This window comes from Pararoseomonas sp. SCSIO 73927 (assembly GCF_037040815.1).
Lineage (GTDB): Bacteria > Pseudomonadota > Alphaproteobacteria > Acetobacterales > Acetobacteraceae > Roseomonas.
The window spans coordinates 3,738,576-3,762,607 of sequence record NZ_CP146232.1 but is presented as its reverse complement, the minus strand read 5'-3'; the positions used below and the strand labels follow the sequence as shown (position 1 = coordinate 3,762,607).

Annotated in this window: 17 protein-coding genes; 8 read left to right on the top strand and 9 right to left on the bottom strand. The window is 73.0% G+C overall.

Features of this window, described 5'->3' with window-relative positions:
- Positions 1 to 85: 85 nt before the first annotated feature.
- The 4 genes from VQH23_RS17685 (at position 86) to VQH23_RS17670 (ending at position 5,047) form a co-directional block, all read left to right on the top strand.
- Entirely contained in the window at positions 86 to 1,336 is a 1,251-nt protein-coding gene (locus tag VQH23_RS17685) for an EAL domain-containing protein (RefSeq protein ID WP_338666120.1), read from the top strand.
- Positions 1,337 to 1,416: 80 nt separating this feature from the next.
- On the top strand, positions 1,417 to 2,307 hold the full coding sequence (locus tag VQH23_RS17680; RefSeq protein WP_338662047.1) for an arginine deiminase family protein: 891 nt from the start codon (positions 1,417 to 1,419) through the stop codon (positions 2,305 to 2,307).
- Positions 2,308 to 2,321: 14 nt separating this feature from the next.
- On the top strand, positions 2,322 to 3,713 hold the full coding sequence (locus VQH23_RS17675; RefSeq protein WP_338662046.1) for an FAD-linked oxidase C-terminal domain-containing protein: 1,392 nt from the start codon (positions 2,322 to 2,324) through the stop codon (positions 3,711 to 3,713).
- 95 nt (positions 3,714 to 3,808) lie between these two features.
- Positions 3,809 to 5,047, top strand: coding sequence for an MFS transporter (locus VQH23_RS17670; RefSeq protein WP_338662045.1), 1,239 nt, complete (start codon positions 3,809 to 3,811; stop codon positions 5,045 to 5,047).
- Here VQH23_RS17670 and VQH23_RS17665 read toward each other — a convergent pair.
- The 5 genes from VQH23_RS17665 to mutS all read right to left on the bottom strand — a co-directional run bounded on the left by VQH23_RS17665 (position 5,028) and on the right by mutS (position 13,883).
- The gene (locus tag VQH23_RS17665; protein WP_338662044.1) at positions 5,028 to 5,363 is read right to left on the bottom strand and encodes a hypothetical protein; all 336 of its coding nucleotides are present in this window, start codon (positions 5,361 to 5,363) and stop codon (positions 5,028 to 5,030) included. The genes VQH23_RS17670 and VQH23_RS17665 overlap by 20 nt on opposite strands.
- A gap of 104 nt (positions 5,364 to 5,467) precedes the next feature.
- Positions 5,468 to 7,522: a prolyl oligopeptidase family serine peptidase gene (locus tag VQH23_RS17660; RefSeq protein WP_338662043.1), complete on the bottom strand. Its 2,055-nt coding sequence runs from the start codon at positions 7,520 to 7,522 to the stop codon at positions 5,468 to 5,470.
- Between the two features lie 17 nt (positions 7,523 to 7,539).
- Positions 7,540 to 8,205, bottom strand: coding sequence for a helix-turn-helix domain-containing protein (locus VQH23_RS17655; protein ID WP_338662042.1), 666 nt, complete (start codon positions 8,203 to 8,205; stop codon positions 7,540 to 7,542).
- Between the two features lie 243 nt (positions 8,206 to 8,448).
- The gene (locus tag VQH23_RS17650) at positions 8,449 to 11,175 is read right to left on the bottom strand and encodes a [protein-PII] uridylyltransferase (protein WP_338662041.1); all 2,727 of its coding nucleotides are present in this window, start codon (positions 11,173 to 11,175) and stop codon (positions 8,449 to 8,451) included.
- Entirely contained in the window at positions 11,172 to 13,883 is a 2,712-nt protein-coding gene (mutS, locus tag VQH23_RS17645) for a DNA mismatch repair protein MutS (protein ID WP_338662040.1), read from the bottom strand. Before mutS ends, VQH23_RS17650 begins: the two co-directional genes overlap by 4 nt.
- Positions 13,884 to 14,008: 125 nt before the next feature.
- Here mutS and VQH23_RS17640 point away from each other — a divergent pair, with 125 nt between their 5' ends.
- The 3 genes from VQH23_RS17640 to VQH23_RS17630 all read left to right on the top strand — a co-directional run bounded on the left by VQH23_RS17640 (position 14,009) and on the right by VQH23_RS17630 (position 18,536).
- Complete coding sequence (locus VQH23_RS17640) at positions 14,009 to 15,607, top strand: ABC transporter substrate-binding protein (protein WP_338662039.1); 1,599 nt, start codon at positions 14,009 to 14,011, stop codon at positions 15,605 to 15,607.
- 148 nt (positions 15,608 to 15,755) lie between these two features.
- A complete protein-coding gene (locus VQH23_RS17635; RefSeq protein WP_338662038.1) occupies positions 15,756 to 18,074 on the top strand; it encodes an NADP-dependent malic enzyme in 2,319 nt (772 codons plus the stop codon).
- A 210-nt stretch (positions 18,075 to 18,284) separates the two neighbouring features.
- A complete protein-coding gene (locus VQH23_RS17630) occupies positions 18,285 to 18,536 on the top strand; it encodes a hypothetical protein (RefSeq protein ID WP_338662037.1) in 252 nt (83 codons plus the stop codon).
- Positions 18,537 to 18,575: 39 nt separating this feature from the next.
- On the opposite strand, the gene VQH23_RS17625 is transcribed toward VQH23_RS17630, so the two are convergent.
- From VQH23_RS17625 to VQH23_RS17610, 4 genes are all read right to left on the bottom strand, one after another.
- Complete coding sequence (locus VQH23_RS17625; RefSeq protein WP_338662036.1) at positions 18,576 to 19,616, bottom strand: methyltransferase; 1,041 nt, start codon at positions 19,614 to 19,616, stop codon at positions 18,576 to 18,578.
- Between the two features lie 110 nt (positions 19,617 to 19,726).
- Positions 19,727 to 20,719 (bottom strand): tripartite tricarboxylate transporter substrate binding protein, encoded by a 993-nt coding sequence (locus tag VQH23_RS17620; RefSeq protein ID WP_338662035.1) that lies wholly within the window; start codon positions 20,717 to 20,719, stop codon positions 19,727 to 19,729.
- Between the two features lie 136 nt (positions 20,720 to 20,855).
- A complete protein-coding gene (locus VQH23_RS17615) occupies positions 20,856 to 21,779 on the bottom strand; it encodes an AEC family transporter (protein ID WP_338662034.1) in 924 nt (307 codons plus the stop codon).
- 3 nt (positions 21,780 to 21,782) lie between these two features.
- Positions 21,783 to 22,481: a glutathione S-transferase family protein gene (locus VQH23_RS17610; protein WP_338662033.1), complete on the bottom strand. Its 699-nt coding sequence runs from the start codon at positions 22,479 to 22,481 to the stop codon at positions 21,783 to 21,785.
- A gap of 57 nt (positions 22,482 to 22,538) precedes the next feature.
- Here VQH23_RS17610 and glpK point away from each other — a divergent pair, with 57 nt between their 5' ends.
- Positions 22,539 to 24,026: a glycerol kinase GlpK gene (gene glpK, locus VQH23_RS17605; protein ID WP_338662032.1), complete on the top strand. Its 1,488-nt coding sequence runs from the start codon at positions 22,539 to 22,541 to the stop codon at positions 24,024 to 24,026.
- Positions 24,027 to 24,032: the final 6 nt, after the last annotated feature.

Below are 24,032 nucleotides of genomic sequence, written 5' to 3'. Positions count from 1 at the left end.
GCATCCTTCCCCGCCGCCCCGTCCAGCGCAATGCGAGGAGTGTCCCTGGCATCGGGGTTCCCCGGGCGTAACACATGCTTGGGCAATCCATCCCGAAGCGCAACCACCGGCTGCACTCGGCGCTAGCCACACGGCCCGCCGCACCGCAGGGACGGGGCCAGGCACAGGAGCACACACCATCATCCGCGAGGACGAAGAGGCGATCGCCACAGCCATCGAGGCCGCGCTGCGCCATGGCACGATCCGCCCGGCCTTCCAGCCCATCGTGCATCTCAAGAGCGGGTCCATCGCCTGTTTCGAGGTCCTGGCCCGCTGGACCGACGAGAACTTCGGCCCCATGCCCCCCGCCCGCTTCGTGCCCGTGGCGGAGCGGCATGGGCTTGCCGCCAACCTCGCCCGGCACATCATCCGCTCCGCGTGCCTCGCCGCCCTGGACTGGGGCGGCAGCTTCCGCCTCGCCTTCAACATCTCACCCCAGCACTTCCAGGACAGGGCCATGCCCGCCCTCTTCGAGGAGTCGGTCCAGGCCACCGGCTTCCCGCTGGATCGCACGAAGATCGAGATCACGGAGACGGCCGTGATCGGCGACATCGACGGGGCGCGCGTCGCCGCGGACCTGCTGCGCGGCAAGGGCGTGCGCATCGCGCTGGACGATTTCGGCACCGGCCACTCCAGCCTCACCCGCCTGCGCGCCCTGCCCTTCGACGAGATCAAGCTCGACGGCAGCTTCGTCCGCACCATGGGCGACTCGGAGGAGAGCCGGCAGATCGTCGGCGCCGTCATCGGCCTCGGCCGCAGCCTCGGCGCCCCCGTGGTGGCGGAAGGCGTGGAGACGGACGCCCAGGCGGAGGCCCTGGCCCGGCTGGACTGCGACTACGCCCAGGGCTGGCTCTTCGGCCGCCCCGTCCCGGCCGCGGAAGTGCCGCCCATGCTGCACGCCCGCGGCGCCATGGCCTTCGCCCCCGCCACCCGCTACCCCTCCGGCGAGCAGCGCCTGACGCAGCTGGAGGCCATCTACGCTGCCGCCCCTGTGGCCCTGGTCTTCGTGGACCGGGCGCTGCGGATCGGCGCCGCCAACCGCCGCTTCAGCGCGCTGATGGGGATGGACGCCCGCGCCCTCTCCGGCCGCAGCCTCGGCGAGATCGACCCGGCCGCCATGGCCCAGGCCCATTCGGACCTGGAGCACGCCCGGCGCGGCGAGCCCATCCCGCCGCGGATCTGGTTCCTTCCCGCCGGCCGGGGCGCCGCGCTCCTCCACACCGCCCCCGCGCGGGACGAGGCGGGCGAGCTGCTCGGCCTCTCCCTCGCCGTCTCGGAGCTGCCCGGCCAAGGTTGAACGGATCGGGTTGAGCGGATCGGGGCGAGCGGGGCAGGCCGGGGTGGGCAAGGGCGCCTCCCCCTCCTAACCTCCCTCGCATGCCCGAAAGCGCCCCCGGCCCTGCCTGGCGCGTCTCCTCCGAGACCGCCCCGCTGCGAGAGGTCCTCCTCTGCCCGCCGGACCACTACCGCTGGATCCCCACCAACAGCATCGTCCGCCGCACCCTGGCCGAGGGACGCCAGGCGCCCGCCACACACCACCTGCAGGCGCAGCACGCGGAACTCGTCCACGCCATCCGCCAGGGCGGCGCGGCATGGGGGATCGAGGTCCGGCTGATCGCCCCCGAACCCCACCTGCCCTACATGGCCTACACGCGGGACAGCGCGGTGGTGACGCATGAGGGCCCGGTCCTCTGCCAGCTCGAACGTCCCCAGCGCCGCGGCGAGTACGCGCCCCTCACCGACTGGCACGCGGCCCATGGCAGCGCCTTCTGGCGCAAGTCCAGCGCCGGGACGCTGGAGGGTGGCGACATCCACATCATCCGCCCCGGCCTCGCCGCCATCGGCGCCTCCGGCGGCCGTACCGATGAAGCGGGCGCGGAACAGCTCGCGGGATGGCTGCGCGAGGAGGGCTGGGAGATCCGCGTCGAGCCCTTCGACGAGCACTTTCTCCACCTCGACGTCCTCTTCTGCATGGCCGCCGACGGCCTCGCTGTCGCCTGCGAGGACGCGCTGGACCCCGCCTTCCTGGACTGGCTGCGGGGCAAGGGCATCCGCTGGATCGACGTGCCCTACCGCGCCGCCATGAACCTCGGCTGCAACATCCTCGCCCTCGGCAACGGCCGCGTGGTATCCGCCCGGGAGAGCACGGAGCTGAACGCCGCCCTGCGCGCCGAGGGGCTGGAGGTGCTGGACCCCGCCCTCTCCCTCTTCACCGCCGGCGGCGGTGGCCCTCACTGCCTTACCTGCCCCCTGCGGCGGGACGACTGAACGGAAGGACGGACATGACTGCCGAAACCCGCCCCGTGGACCACGTCATCGCCGCCCTGCGCGAGCTCATGGGCGACCGCGTGACCACCAACCCCTCCATCCGCGATCAGCACGCGCGGGGCGAGGACACCACCACCCCCGTCCAGCCCGACGCCGTCGCCTTTGCCGAGACGACCGAGGAGGTCTCGAAGGCCCTCGCCCTCTGCAACCGCCACGGCGTCCCCGTGGTCCCCTTCGGCGCCGGCACCTCGCTGGAAGGCCACGTCACCCCCGTCCGCGGCGGCATCAGCCTCGATCTCTCCCGCATGAACGCCATCCTGGACGTGAGCCAGGAGGACATGGACTGCCTCATCGAGCCCGGCGTCACCCGCCACCAGCTCAACGACCACCTGCGCGACCAGGGCCTGTTCTTCCCCGTCGATCCCGGCAGCCACTGCACCATCGGCGGCATGTGCGCCACGCGCGCCAGCGGCACCAACGCCGTCCGCTACGGCACCATCCGGGAGAACGTGATGGGGTTGGAGGTCGTGATGGCCGATGGCCGCGTCATCAACACGGGCAGCCGCACCCGCAAGGCCGCCAACGGCTACGACCTCACCCGCCTGGTCATCGGCAGCGAGGGCACGCTCGGCGTCGTCACCAAGATCCGCCTGCGCCTGCACGGAATTCCGGAAGCCACCTCGGCGGCCGTCGTCCAATTCCCAGACATGAAGGGCTGCGTGGAATCCGTGATCCAGGTGATGCAGCTCGGCATCCCCGTCGCCCGCATCGAGCTGCTGGACGAGGTGCAGGTCGCCGCCTGCATCAGCTACTCCAAGCTCGACAGCCTGCAGATCCTGCCCACCCTCTTCCTCGAATTCCACGGCACTGAGGCCGCGGTGAAGGAGCAGGCGGAGGCGGTTGAGGCCATCGCCACCGACATGGGCGGCCTCGGCTTCGCCTGGGCGGCGGACCAGGAGACGCGCAACAAGCTCTGGACCGCCCGCCACAACGCCTACTACGCGGCCATCGCCAGCCAGCCCAACTCCCGCGGCGTCACCACCGATGTCTGCGTCCCCATCTCTCGCCTGGCGGAGGCCATCCTCGGCGCGAAGCAGGACATCCTGGCATCCGGCCTCTCCGCCCCCATGGTCGGCCATGTCGGCGACGGCAACTTCCACACCGTCATCCTCGTGGACCAGGACGACCCCACGGCGCTGGACCGCGCCTGGGCGCTGGACCGCCAGATCGTCGCCCGCGGCCTCTCCCTCGGCGGCACCTGCTCCGGCGAGCACGGCGTCGGCATGGGCAAGGCCGAGTTCCTGGAGCAGGAGCACGGGATGGAGGCCCTGGCCGTCATGCGCAGCGTGAAGAACGCGCTGGACCCCAAGGGCATCCTCAACCCCGGCAAGATCTTCCGGAACTGACACCCGGCGGGCATCACCCGCCCCATCGATCGCGGCGACCCCGCCCCCATGCAGGGGCGGGGCGCGGAGGACGTCACCACCGATGCCCCCTCTCCATGAATGACGACGCGCGCGAGGCCTCGATCGCCTTCGCCGCCCCCCTCATCGCCCTCACCCTGGGCCATGTCCTCTCCAACGCCGTCCGCACCCTGCCCGCCATCGCGGCCGACCGGCTGGGGCACGACCTGGAGGTGACTGCCGGCGGCCTCGCCTCCCTCACCGGCGCCTACAATCTTTCCTTTGCGATCGCCCAGGTGCCAATCGGCGTGGCGCTGGACCGCTTCGGCGTGCGCCGCACCTCGCTCGGCCTCCTTGCCGTCATCGGCCTCGGCGCCGTGCTCGCGGCGGTCGCGGGCGGCGCCTCGGGCTTCCTCCTCGCGCAGATCGTGCTCGGCCTGGGCTGCGCGGGGATGCTCATGTGCCCCGTCACCTACGCCGCCAAGCGCCTTTCCTCCGCGCGCTTCGGCCTCTGGTCCGGCCTCATCCAGGCGCTCGGCAATTGCGGGATGCTCCTCTCCGCCAGCCCGCTCGCCCTGCTGGTGGAGGCGGCGGACTGGCGCGCCGGCTACCTGGCCTGCGCGGCCCTGGCCCTCGCCGCCATCCTCCTCGTCGCCACCCTCGTCCGGCACGATCCGCAGCCCGCCCCCACGGCCAGCCTCGGGGCCGATGCCCGCGCCGTGCTGCGCCTCGCCGCCTCCCCCGCGCTGCGCGGGGTGGTGGTGCTCGCCTTCGCCTCCTTCGCCGCTGCCATCGGCGTGCGCGGCCTCTGGGGCGGCCCCTGGCTGATGGAGGTGAAGGGGCTGGCCCGCGTGGAGGCCGGGAACGTCCTCCTCCTCGCCACGGTCGCCCTCGTCGTCGGCCCGGCCCTTTGGGGCATCGCGGACCGCCGCATCGGCCACCGTCGCACCCTTCTCGGCATTGGCCACCTCGGCGCGGCCGCCTTCCTCGTCCTCATCGCGCTCGGAGGCCCGGGCGGCCCCTTCGGCACCCTGCCCACGGCCTGGGACGCGGCCACGCTGCTCGGCTTCTTCTTCCTGATCGCCGTCCAGCCGCTGGCCTTCGCCGCCACCCGCGCGGCCGTCCCGCCGGAGATGGCCGGCAAGGCCCTCTCCGGCGTGAACCTCTCCTTCTTCGCCGGCGCCGCCGTGATCCAGGCCGCCTCGGGCCCGGTGGTCGCCGGCGCCGGCCTTGCCTCCGGCCTGCTCTTCCTCGCCGCCACCACGGCGGCCTGCACGCTGGGCTATCTCTGGCTCACGCGCCCGTCGCGCGGGCCGGTCAGTCCACCAGCCCGGTGAGCGGCGGCGCGTCGCGCTCAGGGCCGGGCTTGATGTCCGTGGCCTCCTTCACCCCGGGGGTAATCACGGTCGATTCCCCCGTGGCGGGCTCCGACTTGCCCGGACCGGCATTGCCCTCGTTGGTGCCGGGGCCGGGCTTGTAGCCGGCCTCCGGCCGGATCCCGGGATCGGCCGGGTTCTCCTGATCCTCCCTGGCGTGGTGCGGGCCCACGCTCTCCGGGCGGGCCGTCTTGGTCTGGGTGCCCCAGTTCTCCAGCATCCCCGGCACCCTGCTGTCGCGCCCCTCGGGGCCAGCGCCCTTCCCGTCCTCGGCCATGATCCGGTCCTCCAGATGTCAGCGGATGGAACGCCCGGCACGGAGAGGGGTTGTCCATGCGGCCCCGGGTGAGAGGCGACCCCGAGGGCGCGGGCGCCCCGGGATCACCCGCCCGGTCGCACCTCCAGCCCCGTCCAGCGCGCGGCGAAGGCCCAGAGGTCGGCCACCTCCTCGATGCCCTTGTCGATCGGCTTTCCCGCGCCGTGCCCGGCCCGGACGTCGATGCGCAGCAGGCGCGGCCGGTCGCCGAGATCGCCCGCCTGCAGCGCCGCGGCATATTTGAAGCTGTGGCCGGGAACGACGCGGTCGTCCGTGTCGGCCGTCGTCACCAAGACCGCCGGGTAGGCCACCCCCTCCCGGACGTTGTGATAGGGCGAGAGGGACAGGAGGTTGCGGAAATCCGCCTCCCTCTCCGGGTCACCGTAGTCCTGCTGCCAGAACCCCCCGCCGGTGAAGCGGTGGAAGCGCAGCATGTCCATCACCCCCACGCCGGGCAGCGCGGCCGCGAAGAGGTCCGGCCGCCGGTTGACCACGGCGCCGACGAGCAGGCCGCCATTGGACTCGCCCTGGATGGCAAGGCCGCCCGGCGCGGTGACGCCCTCCGCCTTCAGGTACTCGCCGGCCGCGATGAAGTCGTCGAGGACATTCTCCTTGTTCAGCAGGCGCCCCGCATCGTGCCAGGCCTTGCCGTACTCGCCGCCGCCCCGGAGGCCCGCCACGGCATAGACGCCTCCCTGTTCCACCCAGGCCAGATGGGCCGGCGAGTAGTAGGGGACCATGCTGATGCCGAACCCGCCGTAGCCGTAGAGCACCGTCGGCGCGGGGCCGGCGACATCCTTCCGGCGGACGATGACCAGCGGCACCCTCGTGCCGTCCTTCGAGCGGTAGAAGCGCTGCTCGACGGCGATCCGGCCGAGGTCGATCGCCACCTCGGGCCGCGCCCAGACCGTCCAGCGGTTCGCGGGCACGTCATAGCGCAGGACCGTCGTCGGCGCGTCGTGGCTCGTGAAGACGAGGAAGGCTTCGTCATCCCCGGGGTGCCCGCGGAACCCGCCGGCGGTGCCGAGGCCGGGAAGCCCCACCTCCCCGTCCGGGGTGCCGTCGGGGCGATGGCGCAGGATCCGCGTCCGGCCATCGACGAGGTAGGAGAGGAGGAGGCGGCCGCCGACGAGCGCCGCATCGACCAGCACCTCCTCGCGCTCGGGAACAAGGTCCCTCGGCCCCGCCCCCACCCGGTCGAGATCCAGGGCCACGACCTTCCCGCGCGGCGCGTCCTGCTGCGTCAGCAGGTAGAGGGTCGTGCCGAGGTTGCCGATCACGCTCCAGGCGACATCGGTCCGCTCGACCAGGCGGAAGGGCGTCCAGGCGGAATCCGCCAGGTCCAGCACGGTCAGGGCGTTGCCGCCCGGCCCGGGCATCGAGAGGATGGCCGCGTAGCGCCCGTCCGCGGTCACGGAGGCCAGGTTCAGGTGGTCCGGCCGGTCCGGCGTGGCATGGACGGCCCGGTCCTCCGCCTGGGGCGTGCCGATCGCGTGGAAGTACACCGCGTGCCCCATCACCCGGGCCTCGAAACCCGCCGGACCCTGGGGCGCGGGGAAGCGGGAGTAGAGGAAGCCGGACCCGTCCCCCACCCAGGCGAGCGCGGTGAAGCGTGCCCATTCCAGCCGGTCCTCCAGCCACGCGCCGCTCGCCACGTCGAGGACGCGGATCGTCCGCCAGTCGGTCCCGCCCTCCTGCACCGCGAAGGCGACATGCGCGCCGTCCGGCGAGGCCGACCACTCCGCGAGCGCCGTGGCGCCGTCCTCCGACCAGCTGTTCGGGTCGATCAGCACGCGGTCCGGGCCGTCCACCCCCTCGCGCAGGACGAGGACGTCCTGGTTGTCGAGGCCGGGGTTGCGAGTGAAGAAGTAGCGGTTCCCCCGCTTCTCCGGCGGCGTGAGGCGCTCGTGGTCGACCAGCGCGGCCAGCCGCTCCCGGAAGGCGTCGCGGCCCGGCAGCCCCGCGAGGTAGGACCGGGCCAGCCGGTCCTGGGCCGCTGCCCAGGCCGCGACCTCAGGATCGGTGCGGGCGTCGCTCTCCAGCCACCGGTAGGGATCGGCGACCCTCACGCCGAAACGCTCCTCAACGGCATCGACGCGCCGGGTCTCGGGATAGTCCATCGGCATCCTCCTGTCGTTCAGGCCGGGGAAGGTCCCCGCCGGGCAGTGCCCGGCCCCCCGGGCGCGGGCAGGCGCACGGGGTCGCAGATCGGCAGGGTGCAGGCCGCGCGGATTGCGGCCGCCAGCCGGTCAATGACCTCGGCAAGCCCGTATCTCCGCCCATGGGTGATGGCGGAGGAGCAGATCTCCTCGTCCACCACGCGCAGGGCCGCCATGGCCGCCGCCGCGCAGAGACGGACCTCGAAACCGTCCACGGGCAGCCCGGCCCGCGAGGCGACGATCGGCAGGAGCTCCGCCTCCGCCTGCGCGCTGGCCATCAGGTAGGCCGCGCGCAGGGCCGGCTCCCGCGGAAAGAGCGAGACGAGGCGCGCGGCGGCCACGCCGTCCTCCATCTCCTGCCCGCCCTCAGGCGCGGGCGTCATCGCCTCGTGCAGGTGGCGCTCGATCGAGACGTCGCCGGGCCAGGCCCGCAACGTCTCGATGAACCGGTACCCCGTGGCGAGGAACAGCGGCTCGACGCAGGCCTCCTTCGAGCGGAAGTAGCGCCAGACCGTACGCTTGGAGAGCCCGGCCGCCGCCGCGATCGCGTCGCCGCTCGTGCCCTCCACCCCGTGCTTCCAGAAGAGGGCCGCCGCGTGCCGCGCGACGGCGAGCCTGGCTTCCTGGATCCTCGGGCGCTCCACGGCCGCCTCCTGTCACTCAGTGCCAGACGCATATGGCACTGAGTGACAGTTCGCGCAACAGCCCGCGCCGATCCACGGGCACGCGGCACCGGCCAGGTCCCATCGCCCCGCCCCCGAGCAGCCCGATGCCGGCCGCTTCGCCCCGCTCCCGTAAAGCCGCAATCCCGCCTGCCGGGGCCGTACCGGCCCGGGAGACCGCGGGGCACACTTGCCCCCGCGGAACTCCCTACGCGGCGCCGGGGGTCAGGCCGCCTGCGCCGGCGCCGTGTTGAGCGCGGCCAGGACCGCGCCGCGCAGCCCGTCCAGCTTGCGCTCGTTCTCCACCTTCAGCCCGAACAGGTCCTTCACGTAGAACACGTCCACCGCCCGCACGCCGTAGGTGGTGACGTGGGCGGAGGCGATCTGCACCCCCTGGCCGGAGATGGCGGCCGTCACGTCATGCAGCAGGCCCGGCCGGTCGCGCCCGTTCACCTCGATCACGGTGTGGGTGTTGCTGGCGTGGTTGTCGATCACCACGCGCGGCGGCACCGTCACGGCCCGCAGCCGCGCGGGCTCGCGCTTCACCTTCCGGATCTCCTCCCCGATCCGCAGGCGGCCCGAGAGCGTCTGCTCGATCACCACGGAGAGCCGCGCCAGCCGGTGCGGCGCGTCCAGCGCCCCGCCAGCCGCGTCCTGCACCCAGAAGGTGTCCAGCGCCATGCCGTTGGTCATGGTGTGGATGCGCGCGTCCACGATGCTGGCGCCGGCGATCGCCAGCGCCCCCGCGATCTGGCTGAACAGCCCGGCATGGTCGGCGGTATAGACCGTCACCTCCGTCACCGCCCGGTCCTCAAGCACCTCCGTCCGCACGGTCAGCGGCGCCTGCACGCACTCCGCCTCCCGGATCATGGCGGCGTGGCGGGCATGGGTGTCGGGATCGAAGGAGAGCCAGTAGCCGGGGTAGCCGAGGGAGAGGAACGCCTCGATCTCCGCCTGCGGCCGCCCGGCCAGGGCGCCCGCCGCCGCCTCCCGCGCGCGAGCCACGCGCACGTCGCGCTCGGGCACGGAGAGCCCGCCCGCCAGCACCTCCGCCACGCGCCAGTAGATCTCCCGGAGCAGCGTGGCCTTCCAGCCGTTCCACACCTTCGGCCCCACCGCGCGCATGTCGCAGACCGTCAGCACCAGCAGCAGGCGCAGCCGCTCCGGCGACTGCACCACCTCCGCCATGTCGAGGATCGTCTTGGGGTCATCGATATCGCGCTTGAAGGCCGTCTGGCTGACGAGAAGGTGGTTGAGGACAAGCCAGGAGACCGTCTCCGTCTCCTCCGGGGAAAGCCCCAGCCGCGGGCAGAGCTCCTGCGCGATCCCCGCGCCGAGCTCCGAGTGATCCCCGCCCCGCCCCTTGGCGATGTCGTGCAGCAGCAGGGCGACGAAGAGTGCCCGGCGGGACTGCAGCTGCCCGACCAGCTCGGAGGCGACGGGCGCCACGGTGTCCAGCTCCCCCCGCTCCAGCGCGTTCATGACCCCCACCGCCTCGATCGTGTGCTCCTCGACCGTGAAGACGTGGTAGGTGTCGAACTGCATCAGCCCGACGATGCGCGCCCATTCCGGGATGAGGCGGGAGAGCACGCCCGCCTCGTTCAGCGCGCGCAGCCAGCGCCCGCTGTTCTTGCCCGTCAGGATATCGAGGAACAGCGCGTTCGCCTCCGCCCCGCCGCGCAGGCGGGCGGCGTAGCGCGCGTTGCGGATCAGCGCGCGCAGGCCCAGCGGGTGGATCTCCAGTCCCCGGTCCCGCGCCATCCGCATGATCCGCAGCATAACGGCCGGGTCGGCCGCGATGTCGTGCTCCGGGGCGAAGAGGATCTTGCCGTCGGCCAGCGTCAGGCAGGCCTTCTTCATCGCCTCGTCCGGCGCCCGCTGCAGCGCGGGCATCCCCAGCGCCGCCCGCTCGATCGCCGGCTCCAGCAGGCGCTTGAGGCGCACCACCTCCCGCGCCGTGAGGAAGAGGTGCTTCATGAATCGCTCCACCCCGTCCTGCTTGCCGTGGCGCGTGTAGCCCATCCGGGCGCCCACCACGGGCTGCAGGTCGAAGGTCAGCCGCTCCTCGGCGCGCCCGGTCACGTAGTGCAGGTGGAAGCGCACGGTCCACAGGAAGGACCAGGCCCGCTTAAAGGCCCGCGCTTCCTGCGCCGTCAGCAGCCCACCGCCGGGGCTGTCCGGCCCCACCATCTCCCACATCTTCTCCACGCCGAAGGCGTAGCGGGCCAGCCAGTACATGGTCTGCAGGTCGCGCAGCCCGCCCCGCCCCTCCTTGATGTGGGGCTCCACCAGGTAGGGGCTGTCGCCGTAGCGGGCGTGGCGCTGCCCGCGCTCGATCTGCTTGGCGTGGAGGAACTGCCCCAGCCCCCATTCCTTCCGCGCCCCGGCATAGGCGAGTTCGAAGCGGTCGTAGACCCCCCGGTCCCCCTCCAGGAAGCGCGCGTCCAGCAGGGCGGTCTGGACCGTCGTGTCGCCCCTGGCGTCCACCAGGCATTCCTCGATGGAGCGGGTGGCGTGGCCCACCTTCACCCCGAGGTCCCAGAGCAGGTAGAGCATGAACTCCACCGCCCGCCGCCCCGCCGCGTCCAGCGGCTCGTCCGAGACGAAGAGAAGGTCGATGTCGGAGTAGGGCGCCAGCGTGCCGCGCCCGTACCCCCCGGTCGCCGCCAGTGCGAAGGCGGGCACCGCCCGGCCGGAGGTCGCGAGAAGGCTGTAGCGCAGGATGGCCGCGATCAGCCCGTCCATCTCCGAGGCGAGCGCCCGGGCGGCGACGAGGCCCGGCAGGGTCTCCCGCTCGAAACGCTCCTGCATGCCCCCCTGGATGCGGCTGAGGTGCCGACGCAGCAGCCCCAGCGCCGCGTCACGGGGGATGGCGGGGGAGGATTCGAGGCCGTCCAGCCCCTGCTGAGGCGCGATCCCTGCTTCGGCGGCGCCCAGGCCAGCGGTGTTCATCCGACGGAAGATAAGGACTCGCGCTGCGCCGCAACAGCCGTTCCCTGCACCGGAAGCATCGATTTCAGCCGGTACAGCGCCTCCAGCGCCTCCCGGGGCGCCATGGCGTCCGGGTCCAGCCCTCCCAGGGCCTGGTGCAGGGGATCCGCCTCCACCCCCGGTTGCCGCGCCGCGGCGGGTGCCGCCGGCGACGCGAAGAGCGGCAGCTCCCCCGAGAGCGGGTCGAGTCCCCTCGCCCGCTCCTCCAGCGAGGCGAGGACCGTCTCCGCCCGCCCCACCACCTCCCGCGGCACCCCGGCCAGCCGGGCCACGTGCAGCCCCCAGGACCGCTCGGAGGCCCCGGGCCCGACGAGGTGCTGGAACACCACCTGCCCCCGGTGCTCCCGCACCTTCATGGCCGCCGGCGTCAGCTCCGGCAGCTTCCCGGCCAGGGCCGTGAGCTCGTGGAAATGGGTGGCGAAGAGGGTCCGGGACCGCAGCCGGTTGTGCAGCGCCTCCAGCACCGCCCAGGCGATCGCCAGCCCGTCCCAGGTGGCGGTCCCCCGCCCCACCTCGTCCAGCACCACGAAGCTCCGCGGCCCGGCCAGGTTCAGCACCGCCGCCGTCTCGCTCATCTCCACCATGAAGGTGGAGCGCCCGCCCGCGATGTCGTCCGCCGTCCCCACGCGGGAGAAGAGCCGGTCCACCAGCCCGATCCGTGCCGATTCCGCCGGCACGAAGAGCCCGGCCTGCGCCAGCACCACCATCAGCGCGTTCTGCCGGAGGTAGGTGGACTTGCCCGCCATGTTCGGCCCCGTCAGCAGGCAGAGCCGCCGCCCCGGGGAGAGATCCGCGTCGTTCGGCACGAAGGCCGGCCCGCGGCTCCGCCGCAGCGCCGCCTCCACCACGGGGTGCCGCCCCTGGGTGACGCAGAAATCCGGCCGGTCCGGGATCTCCGGCCGGCACCACCCGCCCGAGGACGCCAGCTCGGCCGCGGCCGCGTGCACGTCCACCTCCGCCGCCGCCCGCGCCGCCGCCGCGATCCCGCCCGCCGCGTCCAGGCACAGCTTCCGCAGGTGCCGAACCACCAACGCCTCCCGCTTCGCCGCCTCGTCCCGCGCCTGAGAGAGCTTGCGATCGAGGTCGGAGAGCGCCCCGCAGGTGAAGCGATGGGCATTGGCCATGGACTGCCGGTGCACGGGCGCCATCGGCCCCGGGGCGGGCTTCTGCCGCAGCAGCACCTCCCCCGCCGCCGCCGGCACCTCGGCCAGGAAACCCAGCTGCTGGTGGTGCCGGATCTTCAGGCTCGCCACGCCCCAGGCCTGCGCCAGGTCCATCTGCAGGGCCAGGATCGCCCCCCGCGCGTCGTCCCGCAGGCGCCGCAGCGCGTCCAGCTCCCCGTCATAGCCCGGGCCGACCACGCCCCCTTCCTCCAGCCGCGCCGGCAACTCCGCCGCCAGCGCCCGCGCCAGCTCCGCCCGGGGCGATCCCTCCGGCACCAGCGCCTCCCCGGCCGCGAGGAGCAAGGGCGGGACCGGCGGCACCCCGGCGGCCTCGGCCAGCGCCGCCCGCATCGCCTCCGCCCGCCCCAACCCGTCCCGCAGCGCCGCCAGGTCGCGCGGGAAGAACCGCTCCACCGAGAGCCGCCCCAGCGCCCGCGCCATGTCCGGCGCGCCCCGCAGCGCCTCCCGTAGCTGCCCGCGCACCGTCGTCGCCGCGAGAAGGAAGGAGACCGCGTCGTGCCGCGCCGCGATCGGCCCCGCCTCCGCCAGCGGCGCCGCCAGCCGCGCGGCCAGCTCCCGCGCCCCGGCCGCCGTCAGCGTCCGGTCCACCGCGGCCAGCAGGCAGTCCTTCCCCCCGCGCTCCGCCTTCAGGATCTCCAGGGATCGGCGGGTGGCCGCATCCATCCGCAGCGTCCCCTCCCCGCCCCGGCACTCCGGCGGGGCCAGCCGCGGCAGGCTCCCGCCCGAGGTCGCGCGCACGTAGTCCAGCGCCATCGCCAGGGCGCCCGCCTCCCCTTCGGAGAAGCTCCCAAACGCGTCCAGCGAGGCCACGCCCCAGGCCTCCGCCGCCAGCCGCGCCCCCTCCTTCGGCGGCATCGCCTCCCGCACGACCCCGCCCAGCGGGGTCAGCACGTCGCCCCCGGCCAGCGCCTCCGGCGCCAGCACCTCCGCCGGGTCCAGCCGCGCCAGCAGGGCGCCCAGTTCCCCCGCCGGCAAGGTTTCCGTGCAGACATGCCCCGTGGAAACATCCAGCCAGGCCGCCCCCACCCGGTCCGTCCCGTCCGGCACCAGCGCCAGCAGCCAGGAAGGCCGCGCGCCCTCCAGCAGCGCCTCCTCCGTCACCGTGGCCGGGGTAACGATCCGCACCACCTCCCGCCGCACCGCCGGGGCCTTGCGCGCCTTGGCCTGCTCCGGCGTCTCCATCTGCTCGCAGATGGCCACACGAAAGCCCCGCCGGATCAGCCGGGCCAGGTAGACCTCCATCGCGTGCACCGGCACGCCCGCCATGGGAATCGGCTGCCCGCCATGCTCCCCGCGATGCGCCACCGCCAGCCCCAGCGCCTCGCCGCCGAGGATCGCGTCCCCGAAGAACAGCTCGAAGAAGTCGCCCATGCGGAAGAAGATCAGCGCGTCCGGGTGCGCCGCCTTCGCCGCGAACCACTGCGCCATGGCCGGGGTGGCGCCGGCCGCATCGGGAAGGGGGGAGCTGGGCGAAGCGGCATCCATGGCGGGAGTCCTATGGCGCGCCGTGGGATCGGTCCAGCGCCTCCAACCCGATGCCCCCGAACCCGATGCTTGCGCGCCCGCATCGAGCGGGGGCAGGCTCGCGCGGAAGCGGAGGACGACGAGAGATGGAACGCCGGACCTTGTTGCGCGCCACCCTGTCGGGCGTCGGGGCGGGCGCCGCCGCCCTCGGCGGCCTCTCCGCCCCGTCCCTGGCACAGAATACCCGCGCCCGCACCCTGCGCTTCGTCCCCCAGGCCAACCTGACGAGCCTGGACCCGATCTGGACCACCGCCACCGTCACGGGCAACCACGGCTACTACGTCTTCGACACGCTCTACGCCGTGGATTCCCGCAACCGCCCGCAGCCCCAGATGGCGGAGGGCCATGAGGTGCTGGACGACGGCCGCCGCTGGCGCTTCCGCCTGCGCGAAGGCCTGCGCTTCCACGACAGCACGCCCGTCCGCGCCGCCGACTGCATCGCCAGCATCAAGCGCTGGTGCGTGCGCGACCCCTTCGGCCAGCTCCTCGCCCGCGCCGTCGCCGAATGGCGCGCCGTGGACGACCGCACCTTCGAGGCCGTGCTGCGCCGCCCCTTTCCCCTGATGCTGGACGCCCTCGCCAAGCCCGATGCCAGCGTCTGCTTCATCATGCCCGAGCGCCTTGCCTCGACAGAGGCCACGCGCGCGATCACCGAGATGATCGGCTCCGGCCCCTATCGCTTCGTCCCCGGCGAGTACAATTCCGGCTCCCGCGTGGTGTACGAGAGGTTCGACGGCTACGTGCCCCGCCAGGAACCGCCGGAGCGCGCCTCTGGCGGCAAGGTCGCCCACATCCCGCGCATCGAGTGGCACGTCATCCCCGACGCCTCCACCGCCGCCGCCGCCCTGACCAACGGCGAGATCGACTGGTGGGAACGCCCGCTCTCGGACCTGCGCTCCGCCCTCTCCCGCAGCCGCGACATCCGGCAGGAGATCCTCGACGTGGAGGGCCGCATGGCGCTGATGCGCCTGAACTGCCTGCAGCCCCCCTTCGACGACGTCCGCCTCCGCCGCGCCGTGCGCCTCTCCGTGGCGCAGGGGGACTACATGCGCGCCGCCCAGGGCGACGACACCACGCTCTGGAACGAGTGCCGCAGCCTCTACCCGCGCCGCACGCCCTACTACCGCGACAACCCCGACCTCATGCCCGGCAGCCTCGACGCCGCCCGCGCCGCGCTGCGGGAGGCCGGCTACACCAACGCCCGCACAGTCATCATCAACCCCACGGACTTCCCGGACATCGGCCCGCTCGGCCAGGTCACGGCGGACGCGCTGCGCCGCGCCGGCATGAACATCGACCTCGCCGAGAGCGACTGGGGCACGGTGATCCAGCGCCGTAACTCGCGCGAGCCGGTCGAGAGGGGCGGCTGGAGCATCTTCCACACCACCGGCAGCGCGAACACTTACGGCAGCCCCGCCATGTCCCCCCTGATCCGCGGCGCCGGCGAGGCCGGCTGGTTCGGCTGGTGGAAGAGCGACCGCGCCGAGGCGCTGACCGCGGAGTGGGTCGACGCGCCGGACGAGGCCGCCCGCGCCCGCCTGGCCGGCGAGATCGGCCGCCTCGCGCTGGAGGAGGTGGCCACGGTCCCCCTCGGCCAGTTCACCATCCGCACCGCCTTCCGCCGCGACCTGACGGGCATGCTGGAGGGCAGCACGCCCTACCCCTGGAACATCCGCCGCACCTGACGCGTCGCGCTGCGCCGCACGCTTGTGCGGCGCAGCTTCCGCATTGCAGCACGCAAGATTCGAACCCGGCCATTCCCCGCCACGCACCGATCCGCTAAACGCGGCCCTCCTGGCGCCCCATATGGGGGCAGGAGCGGAGGGAGCCGGCATGGACGACGCGCGACGCACCGGAGGGGGGGATTCCCGCACCGCCCGCATCACCCGCGAGGAAGCGCTGGCGATGCACGCGGAGGGCAAGCCCGGCAAGCTGGAGATCCGGCTGACGAAGCCGCTCGCCACCGCGCGCGACCTCTCCCTCGCCTACTCCCCCGGCGTCGCCGAGCCCTGCCTGGAGATCCACCGCGACCCGTCGCTGGCCTACGATTACACGGCGAAGGGCAACATGGTCGCCGTCATCTCCAACGGCACCGCCGTGCTCGGCCTCGGCGACCTCGGCGCCGTGGCCAGCAAGCCGGTGATGGAGGGCAAGGCCGCGCTGTTCAAGCGTTTCGCCGACGTGGACTCCATCGACCTCTGCGTTGACACCTCCGATGTGGACGAGTTCGTCAACTGCGTCCGCTTCCTCGCGCCCAGCTTCGGCGGCATCAACCTCGAGGACATCAAGGCCCCCGAGTGCTTCGTGATCGAGCAGCGCCTGCGCGAGATCATGAACATCCCCGTCTTCCACGACGACCAGCACGGCACCGCCATCGTCGCTGCAGCCGGCCTCATCAACGCCTGCCACCTGACCGGCCGCGAGCTGAAGGACACGAAGCTCGTCCTCAACGGTGCCGGCTCCGCCGCCATTGCCTGCGCGGAGCTGCTGCGCGCCATGGGGATGCGCCCGCAGAACATCACGATGTGCGACACCAAGGGCGTGCTCTATCGCGGCCGGACGGAGGGCATGAACCAGTGGAAGTCCGCGCACGCCGTGGACACCACCGCCCGCACCCTCGCCGAAGCGCTCAAGGGCGCAGACGCCTTCTTCGGCCTCTCCAAGAAGGGAGCCGTCACGCCTGACATGGTGAAGGCGATGGCGGAGAAGCCCATCATCTTCGCCATGGCCAACCCCGACCCGGAGATCACCCCGGACGAGGCTCGGGCCGCGCGCCCGGACTGCATCGTCGCCACCGGCCGGTCCGACTACCCGAACCAGGTCAACAACGTCCTCGGCTTCCCCTTCATCTTCCGCGGCGCGCTGGACGTGCGCGCCACCACCATCAACGAGCACATGAAGATCGCCGCCGCCGAGGCCCTGGCTCTCCTCGCGCGCGAGGACGTGCCTGAGGAAGTGGCCGGCGCCGGCGGCGGCGCGGGCCTGCGCTTCGGCCCGGACTACATCATCCCCCACGCCTTCGACCCTCGCCTCATCTCCCGCGTCTCCCCCGCGGTCGCGAAGGCGGCGATGGAGAGCGGCGTCGCCAGCAAGCCCATCACGGACATGCACCATTACGCGCGCACCCTCGCGCAGAAGCTGGACGCCGCCGGCGGCGCGCTGGAAGCGATCACGGAGCGCGTGCGCCAGAACCCCCGCCGCGTGGTGTTCGCGGAAGGCGAGGAGGAGAAGACGATCCGCGCCGCGATCGCCTTCCGCAACGCGGGCTACGGCACGCCGGTGCTGGTCGGGCGCGAGAATCGCATCCACGCCACCGTGGCATCCCTCGGCGTGCCCATGCCGGACGGCATCGAGATCCACAACGCCGCGCTGTCGGACAGCAACCTGCGCTACGCCGAGTACCTCTACGCCCGCAAGCAGCGCGAGGGCTTCCTGTTCCGCGACGCCCAGCGCGCCGTGAACCTGGACCGCAACGTCTTCGCCGCCTGCATGGTGGCGCTAGGCGACGCGGACGCGATGGTCACCGGCACCACCCGCTCCTACTCCGCCAGCCTGAAGCAGATCACGCTGGCCATAGACCCCGCCCCCGCCTCCCACGGCGGCCCCGGCGTGGTCTTCGGCCTCACCCTCCTGCTCACCCGGCGCGTCGGCACCGTCCTCGTGGCCGACACCGCCATCCACGAGCGCCCGGATGCGGAGACCCTGGCCGAGATCGCCGTGCAGTCCGCCGCCCAGGCCCGCCGCCTCGGCCTCGAACCCCGCGTGGCCTTCCTCTCCTTCTCCAACTTCGGCGACCCCCGCCACTCCGTGATCCCGGAGACGGTGCGCGACGCCGTGCACCTGCTCGACGCGCGCGGCGACCTCGGCTTCGAGTACGAGGGCGAGATGGCGGCCGACGTCGCGCTCGACCCGCAGCTCCGCGCCCTTTACCCCTTCTGCCGCCTCACCGGCCCCGCCAACGTGCTGGTGATGCCCGGCCTGCACGCCGCCCATATCCTGTCCAAGGCCGTGCCGCGCCTCACCAGCGCCCCCGCCATCGGCCCGCTGCTCATGGGCATCTCGAAGCCGGCGCAGATCCTCTCCATCGCGGCGGGGGTGAACAACATCCTCGACATGGCCTGCCTCGCCGCGCACGACGCCATCGCGCGTTAGCCGGGCCTCACGCCGTCCGCGCGCGAGCGGCGCTCACGGCAACGTCAGCAGTGGCCGGTTGGATCGAGGTCTGACGGCCCCAGATGACCGGTCGCGAACAGCGCCCCGGCGCCCGTTCCCCCGCCGCCCGGCCGCTCACGGCCCGGGCGGTCCCGTTCAGCCGAACAACCGCTGCACCCCCAGGGGCGTCGCCGCAAGGGAGGCCATCTCATGTCTGACAGCACCGGTTACGGCCAGCTCGACCCCGCCATCTTCGGGCCGGGCTACGGCCAGCAGGACCCGGCCGAGTTCGGCCCTGGCTACGGCCAGCTCGATCCATCCACCTTCGGCCCCGGCTACGGCCAACAGGACCCCGCCGAATTCGGGCCCGGCTACGGCCAGCTCGACCCGTCGATATTTTCCAGCAGCGTCGAAGAACCATCAGTCGTCAGCGCGACGACCTCGGACTGGCTCTTCGGCTGAGTGCGGGCGGCCTCGTCCGGCCGCTTCTCTCGCACCGGCCTAGGCCCGCTTCTCCACGATGAACCCGATCGAGGTGGAGACCAGCCCCTGGATTGACAGCCGCAGATGCGGCGCGTCCGGGATGGAGAGCGGCGCCTCGGCGCCGGGATAGGGCGGCAGGTCCACGAACTGGTCCAGCACGCCACTGCCCGTGCCGAAGTCCATCGGCAGCATGCGGTGTCCCGCCAGCGCCAGCCGCGCCTCCAGCTCCTCGATGTGCCGGCGCTGGAACAGCACCGTGGTGCCCTCCTCGAGCGTCGGCCCCTCCGGGTCCATGTTGAACTCGGTGGTGTGCACCGCCACGCCGCCGGGGCGCAGGCACTTCATCGCCTCCACCACGAAGTCCAGCCCCTGACGGATGGAGCCGCAATGCTCCAGGGAGCAGATGGACCAGAGGAAGTCGAAGCCGCCGTGCAGGTCCGCCGGGATCTCGTTCATGTCCACGGCGCGCATGGAGACACGCTCGTTGAAGGTCTCCACGTCGATCAGCCCGGGCTTGAAGATCGTCTCCACCCGGCCGCCGTGCTGGTCGGTTTCGATCCAGTTGCGGGCGCGCAGGTCGGTCGCGTCCAGGTCGGTGGCCAGCACCTCCACCCCGCGGGCCGCCAGGAAGCTCGGCAGCCACTCCGCCCCCACCGCGAAGCCCAGGCCGCGCCGGCCCGGCATCATCATGCCCCGCTCGTACAGCGCCTGCAGCGCGTAGCAGTCCTCCCACACCTTGCGGTGGTACACCGGCACGAAGCCGATCTGCCCGCACCAGTGGCGCAGCCAGTGGCTCTCAATGTCTTCCTGCCGGCAGAGCCGGCCGCCATGGCCCGTGTCCACCGGATCGGGCGGCAGCGGCGCCCCACGGCCGGCCACCCCCGCCTCGTAGAGCTGGCTCGCGATAACGGAGCCCATGACCTTCGTGTTCCACGCCGCCAGCTCCGCATTGCGGGCCGCGGTGCCGGAGGAGAGCTCCAGGGATTGCAGCTTGCCGAGCATCTGCCCCGGTGGGGTGCGGCTCAGGCCTTTGGCGATGGAGCGAAGACGACGGAGCAAGGGCACCTGGTTCCAGAAAGGACGGGCTGCCCGTGCGGCCCGCCCACCCCACTACCTACCGGGCCACCCCGCCCCTGACCACCCCCGAAGGGCGGCGGCCGGGTCTCGGCTCAGCTGTCCAGCCGGATCCCCAGCTCTCGGATCAGCGGCCGCCACTCCCCGTTCTCCCGCGCCACGAACCCCGCGAACTCCGCCGGGGAGAAATTGGCGCGCTCGATGCCCAGCGTGGTGAAGCGCGCGCTCATCTCCTCGGAGGCGATGGCGCGGGCCAGCTCCGCCGAGAGGCGGGCAACCACCGGCGCCGGCGTGCCGGTGGGGACGGAAATCCCCTGCCAGCCATAGGCGATGGCACTGGCGAACCCCAGCTCCCGCGCCGTCGGCACCTCCGGCGAGGTGGGGGAGCGCGCCTCGCTCAGCACGCAGAGCGCGCGCACCTTCCCGTCGCGGATGAAGGCGGTGCCGGTCGCGCAGTCGATCATCACGCTCTCCACCGTGCCCGCCAGCAGGTCCTGCATCGCCGCCGGACCGCCGCGATAGGGCACGTGCGTCGCGTCGAACCCCGCCCGCCGCTTGAACATCTCCATCGCCAGGTGGTGCGGCGAGGCGACGGCCGGCGTGCCGTAGGTCGGCGCCTTCGCCTTCGCTGCCGCGATGTAGCCCGCCAGGTCCCGGATCGGGCTGTCCGCCCGCACGGTCAGGAAGAGCGGGAAGCGCCCGATGAAGCCCACCCCCGCCAGGTCCTTGTCCGGATCATAGGGCAGCCGCGCGTAGAGGGCGGGATTGTAGACAAGGATCCCGTTATCGACGTGCAGCAGCGCGTAGCCATCCGCCGGGCTGCGGGAAACGGCCTCGCTCGCCACCACCGCGCCGCCGCCCGGCCGGTTCTCCACCACCACGTTCTGCCCCAGCCGCGGCCCCATCTGCCCGGCGATCATCCGCCCGAACAGGTCGGAGGCGCCGCCCGGCGGGTAGCCGATGATCAGCCGCAGCGGCCGGTCCGGCCAAGCCGGGGCTGCCGGGCCCTGGGCCATGGAGCGCGGGGCGACCAGGGCGGCGGCCCCGAGGCCGAGGGCACCGCGCGCGAGGCCTCGGCGGGTGGTCATGGGGTGCGGCATGAGAGGATTCCCCGGCAGGCAGGCGATCGGATCGGACGGACATCATGCGGCAGCACCGTGTCACCGCCAATCGGCGCTGCGCCGAGGAAATGCGCCCGCACCTGTGGCGCCGCCCGCCCCCGCATCAGGGCAGCGGCACGAATGCCCAAAGAATGAACAGCCACAACGGCAGGGTCACCACCGCCACCACGTGCTGCATGGTGGTCATCGCCGCCATCAGCGGCGCGTCCCCGCCCATCAGCCGCGCCATGACATAGGCCGTGGTGGCCGTGGGCTGCGCCATGAACACGGTGGCGATGGTCGCCGGCAGCGCCTCCAGCCCCAGCGCCAGGCACAGGGCCAGGGTCAGCGCCGGCATCGCCATCAGCTTCAGCGCCGCCGTCGCGGCCTGAAGCGTGAAGCGGTCCCGGATCGCCTCCGCCCCCAGCGCCGCCCCCACCGCCAGCAGCCCGAGCGAGACGGAGGCCTGCCCCAGCGTCCGCGCCAGCGGCCCCAGCCCCGGCGGCAGCCCGCCCAGCCCCGCCAGCACGAATCCCAGCGCGCAGCCGATGATCAGCGGGTTCAGCGCCACCTGCCGCAGCACCCGCCAGAGGTTCGGCCGCGCCCCGCCCATGGCGAAGACCGGCGTGATGATCACCTGCACGCAGGGCACGATCAGCCCCACCGTCACCGCCGCCAGCCCTGTGCCCGGCGCGCCGAACACCGCGCCGGTGATGGCGAAGCCCAGCAGGTTGTTGAACCGGATCCCGCCCTGCAGCACCGAGGTCGCGGCCGGGTGCGCCTGCCCGAAGCCCCGCGCCAGCAACAGCGAGAGCCCCGCCCCGATCAGCAGCGCCAGCCACAGCGCCGCCGCCATCCCCGCGATCGGCAGCGCCCCCAGCCGCACGGAGGAGAGGGAGGAGGCGAGAAGGCAGGGCAGCAGCACCCAGAAGACGAGCTTCTCGATCCCCGCCCACACCGCATCGTCCCGCAGCAGCCGTCGCTTCAGGAAGGCCCCGAGCGCGATCAGCCCGAAGGCTGGCAGGAAAGCGTCGAGCCAGGGTCCCACGGACTAGGTCAGGTCCTCGGCGGGGCTGTTCCGCGCCAGCCCGCCGAAGGCGTCCAGCAGCCGCCCGCGCCAGGCGTGCACGGGATCCCCCGCCTCCAGCAGCGGGAAGGCGGAGACGCAGCGCCCCCATTGCAGCGGCCCGAAGGCGATGTAGTCCGCCGCCCCGGCCGTGGGCCCGGAAAGCCAGGGCCTCTCCCGCAGCACCATGCGCAGCGGGTGCAGATCCCGCCGGAAGGCCTCCACCGCCGTGGCGCGATCCGCCGTCACCTCCGCCAGCGGCCTCCCGAACCGCTTCTCGCGGGATCGGGTGAAGTACGCCGCATCCTCCGGCGCCAGCAGCGCGGGAATGTCGGACACGACGAGCCGGGCGACCCCCGGCACCATCACCGAATCCGACCAGGCGTTAACGAAGCGCGCCAGCGCCCGCCCCCCTTCCCCGCCGAACAGGCTCGGCGCCCCCGGCCAGTGGTCCTCCAGGTACTCCAGCACCGCCCAGCTCTCGTGCACCGCGCGCCCGGCATGGCGCAGCACCGGCACCTTGTCCGTCCCCGCATCGGCGATCGCCGCCTTGTCCGTGAACCGCCAGGGTAGCGCCTCGTGCGGCACCCCCTTGTGCGCCAGCGCCATCCGCACCCGCCAGCAATATGGGGAGAAGCGCCGCGCCGGGTCCGCGCCGCAGAGGTCATGGAGGATCACGTCCATGCCGCCTATCGTGCGCCTCGAATCACCTCCGCGAAAGGAGGCGGGGGGAGAACGGGCATGGCGGACGCGCTGCTGGCGCTGGATCAGGGCACCACCTCCACCCGCGCCATCCTCTTCGACGCCGCCCTGGCCCCGCGCGCGACGCATCAGGTGGAACTGCCCCAGCACTTCCCGCAGCCCGGCTGGGTGGAGCACGACCCGGAAGACCTCTTCGCCCATTCCGTGGCGTGCCTGCGCGGCGCCCTGGCGCGCGCCGGCACGGCACCCGGCCGCGTCGCGGGCATCGGCATCACCAACCAGCGCGAGACGACCCTGGTCTGGGACCGCGCCACCGGCCGCCCCGTCCACAACGCCATCGTCTGGCAGGACCGCCGCAGCGCCGCCATCTGCGACCGCCTGCGCGCGGCCGGGCTGGAGCCGCTGCTGACGGAGCGCACCGGCCTCCTCGCCGACCCCTACTTCTCCGCCACCAAGCTCATGTGGATGCTGGAGCACATCCCCGGCCTGCGCGCCCGGGCGGAGGGCGGCGAGCTCGCCTTCGGCACCGTGGACAGCTACCTCCTCCACCGCCTCACCGGCGGCCGCGTCCACGCGACGGACGCCACCAACGCCGCACGCACGATGCTGCTGAACATCCGCACGGGCGAGTGGGACGAGGAGATCCTCCGCGCCCTCGGCATCCCCCGCGCCCTCCTGCCGGAAGTGCGGGACTGCGCCGCCGAGTTCGGTACCACCGACCCCGCCCTGCTCGGCGGCGCGATCCCCATCCGCGGCATGGCCGGCGACCAGCAGGCCGCCACCCTCGGTCAGGCCTGCTTCCGCCCGGGCATGGCGAAGTCCACCTACGGCACGGGCTGCTTCATGCTGCTCAACACCGGCGCCACCCCCGTGCCGTCGCGTCACCGCCTGCTCACCACCATCGCCTGGCAGATCGGCGGCGCCCGCACCTACGCGCTGGAAGGCGCGATCTTCGTCGCCGGCGCCGCCGTGCAGTGGCTGCGCGATGGCCTCCGCATCATCGGCAGCGCCGCCGAGGCCAGCGAGCTGGCAGCGAAGGCCGACCCCGATTCCGGCGTGGTGATGGTCCCCGCCTTCACCGGCCTCGGTGCCCCGCACTGGGACGCCTCCGCGCGCGGCGCCATCCTCGGCCTCACCCGCGGCGCCGGTGCCGCGGAGATCGCCCGCGCCGCGCTGGAGAGCGTGGCCTGGCAGACCCGCGACCTGCTGGACGCCATGCGCGCGGACTGGCCGGACATGGGGGGCACCGTCCTCCGCGTGGATGGCGGCATGACCGCCAGCGACTGGACCATGCGCTTCCTCGCGGACGCCCTGCAGTGCCCGGTGGATGTCCCGGCCGTGGCCGAGACCACCGCCCTCGGCGCCGCCTACCTCGCGGGCGTCCGGTCCGGCCTCATCCCGGCTCCGGGGGACAACGCCACCCACTGGCGCCGCCGCGTCCGCTTCGAGCCCGACATGCCGGCTGAGGAAGCGGACCGCCGCCACGCCGCGTGGCAGCACGCCGTCGGCCGGGTCCTGGCGGGCTAGAACTAT

Excerpts from the sequence above, each read along its gene's own strand:
- VQH23_RS17665 (WP_338662044.1), bottom strand. The coding sequence starts at position 5,363 with ATGGCCGAGGACGGGAAGGGCGCTGGCCCCGAGGGGCGCGACAGCAGG.
- glpK (WP_338662032.1), top strand. The coding sequence starts at position 22,539 with ATGGCGGACGCGCTGCTGGCGCTGGATCAGGGCACCACCTCCACCCGC.
- VQH23_RS17675 (WP_338662046.1), top strand. The coding sequence starts at position 2,322 with ATGACTGCCGAAACCCGCCCCGTGGACCACGTCATCGCCGCCCTGCGC.
- VQH23_RS17620 (WP_338662035.1), bottom strand. The coding sequence starts at position 20,719 with ATGACCACCCGCCGAGGCCTCGCGCGCGGTGCCCTCGGCCTCGGGGCC.
- VQH23_RS17680 (WP_338662047.1), top strand. The coding sequence starts at position 1,417 with ATGCCCGAAAGCGCCCCCGGCCCTGCCTGGCGCGTCTCCTCCGAGACC.
- mutS (WP_338662040.1), bottom strand. The coding sequence starts at position 13,883 with ATGGATGCCGCTTCGCCCAGCTCCCCCCTTCCCGATGCGGCCGGCGCC.
- VQH23_RS17630 (WP_338662037.1), top strand. The coding sequence starts at position 18,285 with ATGTCTGACAGCACCGGTTACGGCCAGCTCGACCCCGCCATCTTCGGG.
- VQH23_RS17635 (WP_338662038.1), top strand. The coding sequence starts at position 15,756 with ATGGACGACGCGCGACGCACCGGAGGGGGGGATTCCCGCACCGCCCGC.
- VQH23_RS17670 (WP_338662045.1), top strand. The coding sequence starts at position 3,809 with ATGAATGACGACGCGCGCGAGGCCTCGATCGCCTTCGCCGCCCCCCTC.
- VQH23_RS17610 (WP_338662033.1), bottom strand. The coding sequence starts at position 22,481 with ATGGACGTGATCCTCCATGACCTCTGCGGCGCGGACCCGGCGCGGCGC.
- VQH23_RS17650 (WP_338662041.1), bottom strand. The coding sequence starts at position 11,175 with ATGAACACCGCTGGCCTGGGCGCCGCCGAAGCAGGGATCGCGCCTCAG.
- VQH23_RS17660 (WP_338662043.1), bottom strand. The coding sequence starts at position 7,522 with ATGGACTATCCCGAGACCCGGCGCGTCGATGCCGTTGAGGAGCGTTTC.
- VQH23_RS17640 (WP_338662039.1), top strand. The coding sequence starts at position 14,009 with ATGGAACGCCGGACCTTGTTGCGCGCCACCCTGTCGGGCGTCGGGGCG.